Origin of the sequence: Nocardioides sp. (assembly GCF_036493135.1) — a bacterium.
Classification (GTDB): domain Bacteria; phylum Actinomycetota; class Actinomycetes; order Propionibacteriales; family Nocardioidaceae; genus Nocardioides.
In genome coordinates, this window is sequence record NZ_DASXQG010000090.1 from 1 (window position 1) to 13,705 (window position 13,705).

At 72.7% G+C, this 13,705-nt stretch carries 17 protein-coding genes; 9 read left to right on the top strand and 8 right to left on the bottom strand.

The annotated features are described in order from the left end of the window. Positions 1-108 precede the first annotated feature (108 nt). Complete coding sequence (locus VGJ24_RS16705; RefSeq protein ID WP_331501769.1) at positions 109-1,104, top strand: GntG family PLP-dependent aldolase; 996 nt, start codon at positions 109-111, stop codon at positions 1,102-1,104. Between the two features lie 3 nt (positions 1,105-1,107). Here VGJ24_RS16705 and VGJ24_RS16710 read toward each other — a convergent pair whose 3' ends face one another. Genes VGJ24_RS16710 through pknB form a run of 3 tightly spaced genes read right to left on the bottom strand, consistent with a single transcriptional unit; the run spans position 1,108 to position 5,107 of the window. After that, positions 1,108-2,091, bottom strand: coding sequence for an NADase-type glycan-binding domain-containing protein (locus VGJ24_RS16710; RefSeq protein WP_331501770.1), 984 nt, complete (start codon positions 2,089-2,091; stop codon positions 1,108-1,110). 50 nt (positions 2,092-2,141) lie between these two features. Beyond that, complete coding sequence (locus tag VGJ24_RS16715) at positions 2,142-3,038, bottom strand: DMT family transporter (protein ID WP_331501771.1); 897 nt, start codon at positions 3,036-3,038, stop codon at positions 2,142-2,144. A 26-nt stretch (positions 3,039-3,064) separates the two neighbouring features. Next, a complete protein-coding gene (gene pknB, locus VGJ24_RS16720) occupies positions 3,065-5,107 on the bottom strand; it encodes a Stk1 family PASTA domain-containing Ser/Thr kinase (protein WP_331501772.1) in 2,043 nt (680 codons plus the stop codon). 126 nt (positions 5,108-5,233) lie between these two features. Here pknB and VGJ24_RS16725 point away from each other — a divergent pair, with 126 nt between their 5' ends. Genes VGJ24_RS16725 through VGJ24_RS16735 form a run of 3 tightly spaced genes read left to right on the top strand, consistent with a single transcriptional unit; the run spans position 5,234 to position 6,436 of the window. Then, a complete protein-coding gene (locus VGJ24_RS16725; protein WP_331501773.1) occupies positions 5,234-5,599 on the top strand; it encodes an Rv2175c family DNA-binding protein in 366 nt (121 codons plus the stop codon). A gap of 4 nt (positions 5,600-5,603) precedes the next feature. After that, on the top strand, positions 5,604-6,005 hold the full coding sequence (locus tag VGJ24_RS16730) for a ribonuclease domain-containing protein (protein ID WP_331501774.1): 402 nt from the start codon (positions 5,604-5,606) through the stop codon (positions 6,003-6,005). Then, entirely contained in the window at positions 6,002-6,436 is a 435-nt protein-coding gene (locus VGJ24_RS16735) for a barstar family protein (protein ID WP_331501775.1), read from the top strand. The genes VGJ24_RS16730 and VGJ24_RS16735 overlap by 4 nt, the downstream gene beginning before the upstream one ends. Before the next feature lie 128 nt (positions 6,437-6,564). On the opposite strand, the gene VGJ24_RS16740 is transcribed toward VGJ24_RS16735, so the two are convergent. After that, the gene (locus tag VGJ24_RS16740) at positions 6,565-7,650 is read right to left on the bottom strand and encodes a polyprenyl synthetase family protein (protein WP_331501776.1); all 1,086 of its coding nucleotides are present in this window, start codon (positions 7,648-7,650) and stop codon (positions 6,565-6,567) included. Positions 7,651-7,745: 95 nt separating this feature from the next. Here VGJ24_RS16740 and metF point away from each other — a divergent pair, with 95 nt between their 5' ends. Next, on the top strand, positions 7,746-8,630 hold the full coding sequence (metF, locus tag VGJ24_RS16745; protein WP_331501777.1) for a methylenetetrahydrofolate reductase [NAD(P)H]: 885 nt from the start codon (positions 7,746-7,748) through the stop codon (positions 8,628-8,630). A 34-nt stretch (positions 8,631-8,664) separates the two neighbouring features. Next, positions 8,665-9,264 (top strand): SIMPL domain-containing protein, encoded by a 600-nt coding sequence (locus tag VGJ24_RS16750; RefSeq protein WP_331501778.1) that lies wholly within the window; start codon positions 8,665-8,667, stop codon positions 9,262-9,264. Here the strand turns inward: VGJ24_RS16750 and VGJ24_RS16755 are convergent. The 4 genes from VGJ24_RS16755 to VGJ24_RS16770 are packed head-to-tail and all read right to left on the bottom strand — an operon-like array spanning position 9,261 to position 12,024. Continuing rightward, positions 9,261-10,553: a phytoene desaturase family protein gene (locus VGJ24_RS16755; RefSeq protein ID WP_331501779.1), complete on the bottom strand. Its 1,293-nt coding sequence runs from the start codon at positions 10,551-10,553 to the stop codon at positions 9,261-9,263. The genes VGJ24_RS16750 and VGJ24_RS16755 overlap by 4 nt on opposite strands. Before the next feature lie 24 nt (positions 10,554-10,577). Then, on the bottom strand, positions 10,578-11,168 hold the full coding sequence (locus VGJ24_RS16760; RefSeq protein WP_331501780.1) for a DUF4126 domain-containing protein: 591 nt from the start codon (positions 11,166-11,168) through the stop codon (positions 10,578-10,580). Positions 11,169-11,174: 6 nt separating this feature from the next. Continuing rightward, positions 11,175-11,534 carry an ArsC/Spx/MgsR family protein gene (locus VGJ24_RS16765; protein ID WP_331501781.1) on the bottom strand — a complete coding sequence of 120 codons (360 nt, stop codon included), beginning with the start codon at positions 11,532-11,534 and terminating at the stop codon, positions 11,175-11,177. A 13-nt stretch (positions 11,535-11,547) separates the two neighbouring features. After that, positions 11,548-12,024, bottom strand: coding sequence for a YbaK/EbsC family protein (locus VGJ24_RS16770; RefSeq protein WP_331501782.1), 477 nt, complete (start codon positions 12,022-12,024; stop codon positions 11,548-11,550). Between the two features lie 28 nt (positions 12,025-12,052). On the opposite strand from VGJ24_RS16770, the gene VGJ24_RS16775 reads away from it, so the two are divergent. From VGJ24_RS16775 to VGJ24_RS16785, 3 genes are all read left to right on the top strand, one after another. Next, the gene (locus VGJ24_RS16775; protein ID WP_331501783.1) at positions 12,053-12,631 is read left to right on the top strand and encodes a hypothetical protein; all 579 of its coding nucleotides are present in this window, start codon (positions 12,053-12,055) and stop codon (positions 12,629-12,631) included. Positions 12,632-12,821: 190 nt separating this feature from the next. Continuing rightward, the gene (locus tag VGJ24_RS16780; protein WP_331501784.1) at positions 12,822-13,214 is read left to right on the top strand and encodes a DUF6504 family protein; all 393 of its coding nucleotides are present in this window, start codon (positions 12,822-12,824) and stop codon (positions 13,212-13,214) included. A gap of 10 nt (positions 13,215-13,224) precedes the next feature. Beyond that, a complete protein-coding gene (locus VGJ24_RS16785) occupies positions 13,225-13,695 on the top strand; it encodes an SAV_6107 family HEPN domain-containing protein (protein ID WP_331501785.1) in 471 nt (156 codons plus the stop codon). The last annotated feature ends 10 nt before the right edge of the window (positions 13,696-13,705 follow it).

The following is a 13,705-nucleotide window of genomic DNA, read 5'->3' on the forward strand; positions in this document are numbered from 1 at the left end:
GGGCGAGCCGGTCGCGGTCTGCACCGACCCCCGCCTCCCGTGGCCGACGCTGTGGGATCGGCTCCACCACCTCGACTGATCTGCACAGGCCGCCACTACCGTGGCGCCGTGACCATCGACCTCCGATCCGACACGATCACGCGCCCGACCGACGCCATGCGGAAGGTGATGGCCGAGGCCGAGGTCGGCGACGACGTATACGGCGAGGACCCCACCGTCCTCGAGCTCCAGCAGCGCGTGGCGGCGATGTTCGGCAAGGAGGACGCGCTGTTCACCCCGACCGGCTCGATGGCCAACGTGCTCGCGGTGGCGTCCCTCGTCCAGGCGGGGCAGGAGGTGCTCTGCGAGGCGTCCGCCCACATCGCCCGCGCCGAGCTCGGAGCCCACGGCGCCCTCACCGGTCTGACCATGCGCACCTGGCGCGACCCGCGCGGCCAGATCGACCAGGCCGCGATCGAGTCGATGTACGCCCCGGACATGGGCCCGTTCTTCGTCCGCACCGCAGCGGTCTCGATCGAGAACACCCACAACTTCGCGGGCGGCACGGTCCTCCCGCTCGAGGACCTCCAGGCGCTCCGCGCTTACGCGACCTCCGTGGGTATCGGGGTCCACCTCGACGGCGCCCGGCTGTGGAACGCACACGTGGCCACCGGCGCCCCGTTCGCGTCGTACGGCGCCTGCGCGGACGTGATCTCCGTATGCCTGTCGAAGGGGCTCGGCGCCCCGGTCGGCTCGCTGGTGGTCGGCACCGCCGATGCCATCGCCGAGGCGCGGGTACGTCGTAAGCGGATGGGCGGCGGGATGCGGCAGGTCGGCATCCTGGCCGCGGCCGGGCTGTACGCGCTCGACCACCACGTCGACCGGCTGGCCGACGACCATGCGAACGCCCGGCTGCTCGCCGACGCGTGCGGTCTCGACCCGGCGACCGTGGACACCAACATCGTCGTCGTCCCGCGAGACGACGCCGCGGCGTTCGTCGCCGGCGCGCGCGAGGAAGGCGTGCTGGTCTCTCCGGTCGGCCCGGCCGCGGTCCGGATCGTCACCCACCTCGACGTGAGCCGGCCGGACGCCGAGGCCGCGGCTGCGGTGCTGTCGAAGCTCTGAGGGTCAGCCGGTCCGGCCGAGCAGCAGCACCTCGCTGATCGCGGTGTCGTCACGAGCGGCGCGGCCCTTGCCGGGCGGCGAGACCGACGTGATCCGGACCCTGACCGTGCTCGTGGTCACCGGATGGATCGCGGTCTGCTGCATGCCGCGGTCGTCGCCGAACTGCTGGGTGACGCTGCTGCCGTCGTCGAAGATCCACTCGACGGACAGGACGCGGCGGTTGCCCTTGTACCAGTCATAGGAACGCCCGTTGGAGTACGCGATCTTGGCGTACCCGTTGACGAGCCCCAACCGGGTGAGCCGGGTCGGCTGGTCCAGCCGGAACGTCAGCTCCATGCCGGTCGCATCGCCCGTGGTGCGCCAGCACGTGTCGTTGCGACCGTCGACCATGTTGGCCGCGACGTAGGTGACCGGGCGACCGCCGAAGTCGACCCCGGCGGGCGCGTGGTCGGGAGCCGAGGCCTGGGCGAAACCGGCCACGTTCGTCGGCGGACCGGTCACCTGGACCGAGGGCGACGACGAGGGTGCGGTCGGCGAGGACTCCGAGCTCGTGGGCGAGCTGGGTGACGAATGGGTCTTCGGCACGATCGGGGGAGTCGCCGACGTGCTGGGACCACCGCCACCGCCGCGGCCGTGGAGGAGGAGGAAGCCGCCGAGCACCAGCACCACGACCATCGCGGCCGCGACGCCGACCCACAGGCCGGGACCGGGTCCGGCGCGACGAGGTCGGGGGCTCGGCGCGAGGTGCGTCGGGCCCGGAGGTGTGCTGGACCCGGGAGGTGGGGCGACCGGGCCTGGGGAAACGGCCGGAGCGGCGTACAACGGAGCCGGTACGTCGTACACCCGCTCGGCGGTGTCCGTGGCCGACGGGAAGATCCGCGGGTTGGTGGGCTCGGTGCCGAGCTCGGCGCCGCAGTTGATGCAGAAGCGGCCGCCGTCGGTGGACGGTGTACCGCAGTGGGCGCACCGCTCCGTCTGGCCGTCCATGAGGTTCAATCTAGGTGGAGTTCGGGCTCCGACCCCAGCCCGGTCCGCCTTCAGACGGTCAGGTGCGTGACCTCGGCCTCCACCTTGCGCCGGGGCGCGAGCTCGGCGATCAGCATCGCGGCGAGCACCAGCAGGCCGCCGAAGATCATCCGGACGCTGGCACTCTCACCGCCGAGGACCACCGCGAAGAGCGCCGCGAACACCGGCTCCATGGCCATGATGATCGCCGCCCGGGTCGGAGGGAGGTGGGCCTGGGCCCAGGTCTGGCCGATCATCGCGCCGGCACCGGCGAAGACCGCCATGTAGAGGATGCTGACCCAGTCGCTGGTGCGGTCCGGGAGCACGAGGCCGTTCGGCGCGGTGCAGACCAGACAGATCACGGTGATCACGATCAGCTGCACGGTCGCCATCCCCAGTGCCTGCCCGGGCTGCGACCAGGCGCCCAGACCGACGATGTGGAGCGCGTAGATCATCGCGGCGACGAAGATCAGCGCCTCGCCGTACCCGACGGAGAAGCCGCTGAGGGTGAGGACTCCGAGTCCGGCCATCGCCAGCGCGACCGCGACCCAGGTCATCATCCCGATCCGGGAGCGCAGGAGCAGCGCCGCGAAGACCGGCGTCGCCACGACGTACATGCCGGTGATGAACCCGGAGATGCTGGCCGGGGTCGTCGCGAGCCCGGCGGTCTGCAGGATCTGCGCGACGCCGTACAGGCAGCCGAGCACGACGGCCTGCCGCCGCGTGTCTCGGGTGAGCCGGCCGAGGGCCTTGGGCGCGAGGAGGACCAGGGTGACGCTGGCGATCGCGAACCGGATGGCCAGGAAGTCCAGGGTCGGCACCCGCTCGAGCAGGTCGTGGATCAGGAAGAACGTCGAGCCCCAGCACGCCGTCACCGCCAGCAGTGCCGCCGTCGCGAGCAGCGTCAGGCGACGGGACTCCGAGGGCACGCGCCCACGCTAGGGCACGTCGACGGTCAGACGACCTTCAGGACGACGGTGCTGCCCTTGCGTGCCATCGAGCCGGGGCTGGGGTCGGATCCGACGACGTAGCCGAGGCCGACATAGATGTCGGCGTGCTCGACCTCGACCTTGAAGCCGAGTCCCTTCAGCAGGTCGGTGGCGGCCTCCACACCCATGGCCCGCAGGTCGCCGGGGATCTGGACCAGCTCGGGCCCCCTCGAGACCGTCAGCGACACCGTGTCGCCGCGGTGTACGACGCGGCCCGCCAGCGGGGACTGCGAGATGACGTGTCCGTCGGGCACCGAGTCGGAGAACAGCTGGTTCCCGGTGTTGACCTGCAGGCCCTGCGCCCGCATCACGCGTACGGCGCGGTCGGCGCTCTTGCCGGTCCAGTCGCGGACGTGGATCGGGCGGGGTCCCTTGCTCACGATCAGGTCGACCTGGAACCCGGGCGTCTCGCGTTGGCCGGCCGCGGGGTTGCTGCCGAGGACCATGCCCTTGGGCGCCGAGTCGTCGTAGCGGAGGAACGACCGGCCATAGGTCAGGTGCCGCTTGAGCAGCGCGTCCTGGGCCTGGTCGACGGTCATCCGCGCGACCTTCGGGACGGCGTAGCGCTCCTTGCCGAGGGAGATGCTCAGGGTGACCGTCCCGTGGTCGAGCACGCGCGCCCCGGGTTTCGGGTCGGTGCTGACGACGCGGCCCTTGGCGACGTCCTCGGAGTACGACGGGTCGCCGATCTTCACGTCGAGTCCGGCGTGGTCGAGCTTGGTGGTGGCGGCCTGCTGGGTGAGTCCGATGACGCCGGGCGTCGCGGTGTAGCGGGCCCAGCCGAACCAGTAGGCGCCGAGTCCGGCGGCCACGGCGATGGCCAGCGCCACGGCGAGGAGCACCGGGCCGCGCCGCGAGCGGCGCGGTCCGTGGGGGTGCGTCACCACGCGCACCGGGGGCTCGCTCGGCGGTACGGCGAGAGGTTGCGGCTCGAAGGGCAGCGGCGTGGCGGGGGCGGCCGCCTCGAACGGCTCCGCGATCGGCAGGATCTCGAAGGCGTTGGTGTCCTCGGTGACCGGCTCGGACGGCCCGGAAGGCTCGTACGGCTCGGCCTTCGTGGGCGGAAGGGCGAGGTCGGAGGTGAGCTCCTCGTCGTCCCAGACCCCACCGGCCAGGGCCTGCGAGACCCGGTGGAGCTGGTGGAGCAGGACCCCGGCATCGGCCGGCCGATGCGCGCGATCGCGGGCGGTCGCGCGGGCGACGAACGCGTCGACGTACGGCGGCACGCCGGGCGCGAGACGCGACGGCGGCGGGACGTCCTCGTGGACGTGCTTGTAGGCGATCGCGATCGGGGACTCACCCGCATGCGGCTTCTCGCCGGTGAGCAGCTCGTACAGGACCACGCCCGCGGCGTACACGTCGGCGCGCGCGTCGCTGGTGCCGTCGACCACGAGCTCCGGCGCCAAGTAGGAGACCGTGCCGATGATGACGCCGCCGGTCGCGGTGTGCTGGGTGTCGGCGGTGACCGCCTTGGCCAGGCCGAAGTCGGCGACCTTGACCCGACCAGCCGACTGCTCGTTCGCGATCAGGACGTTCTCCGGCTTGATGTCGCGGTGGATGAGGCCGGACCGGTGAGCGGCGGCGAGTGCGGAGACGATCGGCTCCATGATCGACAGCGCTTTGGCCGGCGGCATCGGCGCCTCGTCGCGGATCACGTCGCGCAGGGTGTGGCCGGGGACCAGCTCCATGACCAGGTACAGCGTTCCGCCGTCGATCGCGGGGTCGTCGCCCTGGTCGAAGACGTTGACGACGTTCGGGTGGTTGAGGCGGGCGGCCGCCCGGGCCTCGCGCTTGAACCGGTCGGCGAACTCCGCGTCGTCACCGAGGCCGTGGTGCATGATCTTGACCGCGCAGGTGCGGTCGAGCCGGGTGTCGAGTGCCTCGTACACGCTGGCCATGCCGCCCCGGGCGATGCGCCGGCCGATCCGGTAGCGGCCGTCGAGGAGGTGCCCGGTCACGGGGTCGACAACGGTGGCGCTGCCCCCGTGGGCGCGCGTGTCTGCCTCCACGTCGACCCTCCATACACCCGGTCGGGGAAGTGACCAGGTCCGCCCATCCTACGGATCGGGCCGCCGGGACCCCATTCATCGCGCCCCGGCGCGCCGTACCCCCAGGTCAGGTGCCACAGTTGTGCCATGACGTCGCTGGCCGATGCAGATCTCTCACGCCTCGTCGACGAGTGGCTGGACTGGGACGAGGCCGCGCAGCTGCTCGGAGTGACCCCGGCGAAGGTGCGCACCATGATCAAGGTCCACGAGCTGGCCGCCGCCGTACCCACCGTCGGCGCCGGGCCACGCGTCCCCGCCGCGTTCCTCGACGACAGGCTCGTGGTCAAGGGGCTGCCGGGACTGCTGACGGTTCTGCACGACGGCGGGTACGACGACCGCGAGTGCATCGCTTGGCTGTTCACCGACGCCGACCTGCCCGGCCGCCCGATCGACGCGCTCCGTGAGAACCGCGGCTCAGAGGTGAAACGGCGTGCGCAGGCCATGGGCCTCTGAACCCATGCCCGCCCGCGGCCGGCTGTGGATCGGCCTGGTCGCGGTCCTGGCCCTGGCGATCCTCACCTGGGCGCTCAACCAGGGCGGCTTCTCCGGCGGCAGCCGCGACGGAAACGCCGACCCGACCGTCCTGCCGCGCGTCTCCCTCGCGCACCTTCCGACGGAAGCGGCCGTCACGGTTGCGCTGATCGAGGCGGGTGGGCCCTTCCCGTACGACCGCGACGGGATCGTCTTCGAGAACCGCGAGGGGTTGCTCCCCGCGGAGTCTTCCGGCTATTACCACGAGTACACCGTGCCCACCCCGGGTGCGAGTGACCGCGGCGCCCGGCGCATCATCGAGGGCTCCGGGGGAGAGCTGTACTGGACCGACGACCACTACCGAACGTTCGAGAGGATCTCTCCATGAGCGGACTGGCCGGACTCCTGGCGCACCACGTCGAGCCCGGGATCTACCGATGGCACGGGCACTTCCCGGTCGAGGACGTGCGCCACACCGTCGAGCACGCCGGCTGGCGGTTCGCCGAGGTCGACGGCTGGCAGCACACCACCAAGGCCGAGTTCCTCGAGGCCGTGGGGAAGTCGCTGCACTTCCCGGACTACTACGGCCAGAACTTCGATGCCCTGGCCGACTGCCTCGGCGACGTCACCGCCGGCGACAGCGAGGGATGGGTGCTGCTCTGGGACGGCTGGGGCCCGCTGGCCCGCGAGGATCACCGGGCCTTCTCGGTGGCGCTCTCGGTGCTCGGCGGACGCGTGAACGCCGACAAGGGCGGCCGCTTCGCCGTACTCCTCCGCGGTGACGGCCCCACGATCGACGGCGTCACCTCCCTCGACTGATGGCCGGGTGGGAGCCGGTCTGCGGATGCTCTAACCGCGCGATCGCGCCGTTGTGACAGCTGAAAGCCGCCATCGACTGTCATAACCGCGCGATCGCGCCGTTGTGACACCTGCCCGATGCAAAGGATTCAGACGACCCGGTCGGTAGCGGCGGTCGCCAGTTCGAGGAGTACGTCGCGGGCGTGCGCGTCGAGGTCCGCCCGGGCGAGCGTCCCGGTGGCCCTGCCGGCCAGCTCGGCGATCACCTGCTCGACCTGTCGATGGGCGCCGGAGTCGTCGATGATCCGGCGCAGCTCGGTCACCTCGTCCGCCGACAGCGCCCGGCCCAGCGCAGCGTCGAGCCGCGCGGCATCCTCGGCCGGGGCGCCGTCGAGTGCGAGGGCCACCAGGACCGTCCGCTTGCCCTCGACCAGGTCGCCACCGGCCGGTTTCCCGGTGGCGGACGGGTCGCCGTACACGCCGAGCAGGTCGTCCCGCAGCTGGAACGCCTCGCCCAGTGGCAGGCCGAACGCGCTGAGCTGCCGCAGTTGCTCGTCCGTGCCGCCGGCCAGGGTGGCGCCGATGTGCAGCGGCCGCTCGATGGAGTACTTCGCGGACTTGTAGCGCAGCACGGTCATCGCCGCGTCGACGTCGGCGACGCCTCGCGCCTGCACCGAGACGTCGAGGAACTGCCCGGCGATCACCTCCGACCGACACCGGTCGAAGACGTCGAGCGCCGCCACCACTCGATCCAGCGGCAACCCGCACCGGCGGAGCAGCTCGTCGGACCAGCTCAGCAGCAGGTCGCCGAGCAGGATCGCCGCGGACGCGCCGTACTGCTCGGGGTCACCTCGCCATCCGTCGGCACGGTGCTCGGCGGAGAACCCGCGGTGCGTCGCCGGCCGCCCGCGGCGGGTGTCGGAGGCGTCCATGTAGTCGTCGTGCACCAGCGCGCTGGCGTGGAGCAGCTCCAGCGACGCGCAGGCCCGCACCAGCGCGTCCTCGTCCGAGTCGTCGTACGACGTGCCGGCGACCGCGTGGAACCCCCAGTAGCAGAACGCCGCGCGGAACCGCTTCCCACCCGATACCGAAGCCCGGGCCTCGGCCAGCAGCCGGGAAGCGTCGTCGCCGAGCGGAGCGAGCCGCTCGGCCTGCTCGGCGAGGAACTCGTCGAGCGCCGCCTGCACCCGACCGCGGAACGCGGCCTGGTCCCACGCGGGTGCGGTGTCGGTCACGGGGCGAGCCTAGGAGGCGGTGCCGGGGCCGCCGCGTCCGGCCGTCGGGATCGCGGAAGCCCGGTCACACGACCCGACTCCCTACACTCGCACGCATGCCCGATCTCTCGGCCATCGGCCAGCTCCTACGCAGCGGCGGGCACTCGTTCTCGTTCGAGTTCTTCCCGCCCAAGGACGCCGACGGCGAGGAGGTGCTGTGGCGTTCGATCAGCGAGCTGGAGGACCTGCACCCCACCTTCGTCTCCGTGACGTACGGCGCGGGTGGCGGCACCCGCGAGCGCACCGTGGCGATCACCCGGCGGATCGCGCACGACACCTCGATGCTGCCGATGGCCCACCTCACCTGCGTGGGGCACACCACCGACGAGCTCTCCACGATCGTCGGCGAGCTGCGCCGTGCCGGTATCCGCAACGTCCTGGCCCTGCGTGGCGACCCACCGGGCGGACCGGGCACGCCGTGGGAGTCCACGCCCGGCGGCCTCGAGTACGCATCGGAGCTGGTCGCGTTCCTCCAGGCCCGCGGCGACCTCTCCGTCGGCGTCGCGGCGTTCCCCGAGGGCCACCGCGACGCCCCGGACCTCGAGCACGACGCGAGGGTGCTGAAGGCCAAGTACGACGCGGGCGCCGAGTTCGCGATCACCGAGATGGTGCTCCGCGCCTCCGACTACACCGGCCTGGTACGCCGTGCCGCCGAGGTCGGCGCGGACTTCCCGATCGTCCCGGGCATCATGCCGATCCTCAACCTGAGCTCGATGCGGACGATGGTGCGCTTGTCGGGGCGCGAGATGCCGGCCGAGACGCTGGCCCGGATCCTGCCTCTCGAGGACGACCCGGCCGCGTTGCGTGCCGAGGGGATCCGGATCGCCACCGAGCTCTGCGAGCAGCTGCTCGAGGCAGGTGCGCCGGGGCTGCACTTCTACACGCTCAACCGGTCCAAGGCCACGCGGGAGATCTTCGCCGCCCTGAAGATCCCGGTCTGACGCAGCGCATCGTCACTCGGGGCAGGATGGCCCCATGCGCACGGTCACGGTCACCGGACACGGCCAAGCCCGGGCCGTTCCCGACTCCGCCGTGGTCCGGGTCTCGGCGGTCCATCGCGCCGCCGGTGTCGCCGACGCGCTCGCGGGCGCAGACAGCGCCGCGCGACAGATCGTCGCGACCGGCCGCGACCACACCACGCCGGAGCGGGTCGGGTCGACGGCGGTGCAGATCTGGCCGAGCCACGACCAGCAGGGCAACCCGAACGGCTTCGAGGCACGCCACTCCCTGACGATCCGCTGCTCCGACATCGGCGCGGCCGGCGCGCTGCTCTCCGCCCTGGCCGAGTCGGTGGGCGATCGGCTGCAGATCGAGGGCGTCTCGCTGGAGGTGGTCGACCGCGCTGCGGCCGAGACCGCCGCCCGAGAAGCGGCGTACGCCGACGCCGTCGGGCGCGCGACCCATCTGGCGCTGCTGGCGGGTGCCGAGCTGGGCGAGCCCCAGGACGTCCTCGAGGGCGGAGTCCGGGTCGGGACCCGCCTCGCGAAGGGAATGGCGGCCCCGGTGTCGCTGGAGCTCGAACCCGGCGAGCAGGGGATCGATGCCGCCGTCACGGTCGTCTTCCAGCTCCGCTAACCCGCCGGTCCCACGACCTGGGCGACCAGCGCGGCGGACAGACCGACGTACGGCAGCCCCGACCCCGGCGTCGCATGCGCCCCAGCGGCGTACACCCCGGGCAGCGGCGTGCCCGGCCCGAGCCGCCGCCTGACCGTCCCACGCCCCTGCCAGGCGACACCGAGCGGCGTGCCGCCCCAACGCTCCACCAGCTCGCGCGCGGAGAGGTCGGTCCGGGTCACCACCTGCTCGCGGACGTCGAGCCCGTGCCGCGCCAGGGCGGCGATCGGGTCCTCGTCCCGGCTGCCACGGCGCTGGATCGTCCAGGCATGATGACTGGCGGGCGCCCGGCCGAGGGTGCGCACGACCAGCATCGGATCGCCGTGCACCACCACCTCGTGCGGGAGGTCGCCGACGTCACCCTCCAGCCCGACGTACGTCGTCGCCGCAGGGAGGGCCGGCATCGTGCGGCGCACGTATCCGGCCAGTGCGGGCAGCCGCCGCGGGTCGACGGCGCACACCACCACGTCCGCGTCCAGGTCGCCGACCGTCGTCGCGACGGCGGCGGCCCGGCCGTCGCGGACGACGACGTCCTCGGCCCGCGCGTCCACGACCGCGACCCCGCGCGTCTGTAGCCGGCGCACCAGCGCCCCGAGCATCGACGCCGTCCCGCCCTCGAAGGCCCAGGCGCCGAACCGCTGCTCGAGGTACGCCGTGAGTCCGGCCCACGCGGGGACGCCGCGGATGTCGTGACCGTCGACGGCGAACGGGTACGCCGCGACCAGCCGGAGGCGTTCGTCGCGAAGACGTACGCGCAACCGCTTGCGCAGGGTCTCGCGCGAGTCGAACCGGGAGGCCAGCTCGGGCGACAATCGGTCGGGATCCCAAGGCGACTCGGCGTACCCCCGCCTCACCACGGCCCAGTCGTCGGCGTACGACGCGACGTACTCGACCCACTGGGTGCCGAGACCCGCACCGAGCGCCTCGAACGCGTCGTACTGCGGGGTGCGACCGGCCGAGAGCACGAGCGAGGTGTCGTCCTCGAACCAGTGCTCGCGCAGGCAGTCGAGCGGAGCGAGCTCGAGCTCCTTCTCCAGCGGCCGGCCGGTCTTCCGGAACAGGTCGCGAATCACGGCGGGCAGGAGCGTGTGGGTTGCCGCCTCCCAGACGAAGCCGTCCCGCGTGAACGGCACCAGCGGGCCTCCGAGATCGCGCTCCTCGACCAGCGTCACGGTGTGGCCGAGCTTGGCCAGCCGCAGCGCGGAGGCGAGGCCGCCGAACCCGCCACCGATCACCACCACCCGGGCCATGGGCGCACCTTAGGGGCAGGGCCGCTAGGAGGCCGGTTGGGGGAGCTCGCGACCCTTCCACCGCCGCCAGCCGCGCCGGACCAGCCGGCCCAGGAGATAGAGCATCCCCAAGCCGGCGATCAGCAGCACCGCCGCGATCGCGGCGGCGGCCTCGGGGTGCTCGATGGCGAACCACACCACGCCGAGCACCGCGACGTCCTCGGTGAGGCTGGCACCGATGTTGGTGACCGGCTCGGGAGAGGAGTTGAGGGCGAGCCGGGAGCCGGCCTTCACGGCATGGGAGAGCAGGGCGGTGCCGCCGCCCACGACGGCGGCGACGGCACCGTTGAGGGAGTCGGCCTGGCCGGCGATCAGGACGCCGACGACGGCGCCCGCGGTCGGGCGGATCGCGGTCGACACGAGGTCCCAGGTGGAGTCGACGTAGGGGATCTTGTCGGCGACGAACTCCATCGCGTAGAAGAACGCCGCCACGCCGAGGACGTCCCAGCGCTGGAGGACGTTCGGCACCTGTTCGGTGTCGTGGACCCGGTCGGCGATCCCCAGGACGAGCACCACGAGATAGCAGTTGAGCCCGCTGCCCCAGCCGCTGGAGAAGACGAAGGCCAGGGTGGTCATCGGGTGCTACGCGCGTTCATGCGCGATGGCTCTCGCCACCGAGTCCGGGTCGCGGCCGACGACGGTGGTGCCGTCGGCCGCGGTGATGATCGGTCGCTGGATCGCCCGCGGATGGGCGGCCAGGCCGTCCAGCCAGTCGTCGCGGTGCTCGGCGTCGCGCGGGAACCTCAGCCCCTCCTCGGCCCCCTCCTTCTGCCGGGCGATGTCCCACGGCTCCAGGCCCAGCGCGGCGAGCACGCCCTCGAGCTCGGCGCGCGACGGCGGGTCGTCGAGGTAGCGGCGCACGGTGTAGTCGACACCGGCGGCATCGAGGTCGGCCAGCGCGGTCCGGCACTTGTTGCAGTCCGGGTTGATCCAGATCTCCACGGTCTCCCTCCGGTCAGTCGACCTCGACCTCGGTGGCGCCGGTCATCGCGAGCAGCTCGTCGTACGTCGTGGAGAAGACGGCCGCGGGGTGGCCCGCGGCGGCCCAGATCTCGTCGTACTGACGGAGCGCGACGTCCAGCCATGTCGACACCGGGGTGGGATGGCCGAGCGGCGAGACGCCGCCGATGACCTGGCCGGTGTGGGTGCGGACGAAGTCGGGGCTCGCCCGCTTCAAGGCCGGTGCGCCGATCCGCCCGGCGGTCACCGCCGTGTCGACGCGATGCGCACCGGAGGTGAGGATCAGCACCGGCGCCCCCTCGGCGTCGAACAGCAGGCTGTTGGCGATCGCTCCGACCTCGCAGCCGAGGGCCTCGGCGGCCAGGACCGCGGTGTGGACAGTGTCTGGCAGGATGACCACGCGGCCCCCGCCACCGACGGCGGAGTGGGCCTCCTTGAACCGGGTGACGGCGGCAGGCTCGGGGGCGTTCATGCGCCGACCCTAGCCGGAAGGGACGGACGTGGATCGGTCCCCCGAGCGCACCGAGACGGCGCTGCCCGTGCCGCGATCGGTGGACCTCGCGATCCGCGCCGCCTGGGGTCTGATCGGCGTGCTCGGCCTGACCGTCATGCTGATGGCGGTGTTCTACGACGACCTGGTCGGAGCCTGGGCCTCGCACCACGTGGGCGCCCGCGAGGCGTTCGACCAGGGCGGCCGCGCCGAGCTGGAGCGGGCCGGGTTCGCGCCGCCGTCGTTCCTGCCGGTGGGGGTGACCATGCTGGTGGTCGGCGCGATGATCGTGTGGGTGCTCGCGGTGTTCCTGCGCCTGGGGTACCGATGGGGTCAGCTGGGCCTGTGCGCGCTGGTGCTGGGGGGCGCTTACGCGAGCATCGCCCTGGGGTTCGTGCTCGCGCCACCACCGGTCTTCGTCGTCGCGGCCGTCCTCTCGCTGGTGGTCGCGGGCGTGGCCGTGCTGTGCCTGTGGCACCCGGACACCCGGGCCCACGTGCGCGGGCCCTGGGTCGGCGGTCCGGGCGCGGACGATGAGTCCGCCGTCGCCGGGAAGCCCACCGACGGTCCGGCGACCCACTCCGCCTGACCCGTTCTCCACCACCTCTCGCCTGCCCCTGGTGCGATGTCGGTGGGGCGGTGTACCGTTCTGGTGTTCGAACATCTGTTCGAACACCCCAGCCCGGGGTGGACGACCTCGACCCCCGTCCGCACCGGGCCGGGGATCCACCGGGGTCGACCGAGCGCACGAGGTGAGCGACGAGGTGAGGGGAGCGGGCATGAGGCGGTACGACGATCCGGTCGAGACCCGGATGGGTCTGGTGTCGGGGATGGAGGGTCCCGAGCAGTTCCTGTGGCGGGGCCGGCTGTGGAAGGTCCGGGCGGTGATCGCCCACTGGGTGGAGACCGGGCCGTGGTGGCAGTCCGGCGGAGCGCGGGCGGTGATCGGCTCCGACGACGAGCCGCCCACCGACCGTCGGTCGAGCTTGTCGAGACCACCGGGCGCCGATCTGCTCGCCGAGCGCGAGCTGTGGCGCGTCGAGGCCGGGCGGGGGCCCGGCCGACCCGTCGGTGCCGAGCTTGATGACCCTGCCGTCGACGGGGGCGGTGTCTTCGACCTTGCCTTCGACTGGAGCGACGGCCGCTGGGCGCTCGTCGGCTGCGCGGACTGAGGACGGTGCCATGAGTCCCTTCACCCGGCCGGTCTCCCTGCCGGCGACCACCCACTCCTACCTCGCCCGCGCCGCCGAGTCGCTGCGCGACGCGGTGGTCGCCCGCGACGTTCCCACCCGCTATGCCTGTGCCCACGTCGCCGCCCTGCGCGCCGCCGCGGCGCTGCTGGCCGCCCGGGCCCGCCCGGCCGGCTCTCCGGGGGCCCGCCGCCGCCCGCAGAAGAACGCCTGGGTGCTGCTCGCCGAGGTCGCGCCCGAGCTGGCCGAGTGGGCGACGTTCTTCGCCGCCGGTGCCGCCAAGCGTGCTGCCGCCGAGGCCGGCTCCACCCGGGCGGTGACCGAGCGCGAGGCCGACGACCTGGTCCGCGACGCCGACCGGTTCATGGCCGTGGTCGAGCAGGCGTTGGGCCTCGCGCCCCACGCCGTCTCGCCCCAGCTGTGCGTCCTGGTCGAGCCGGTCCGTCATACCCGCGCCGGCTGATCCGGCCGGC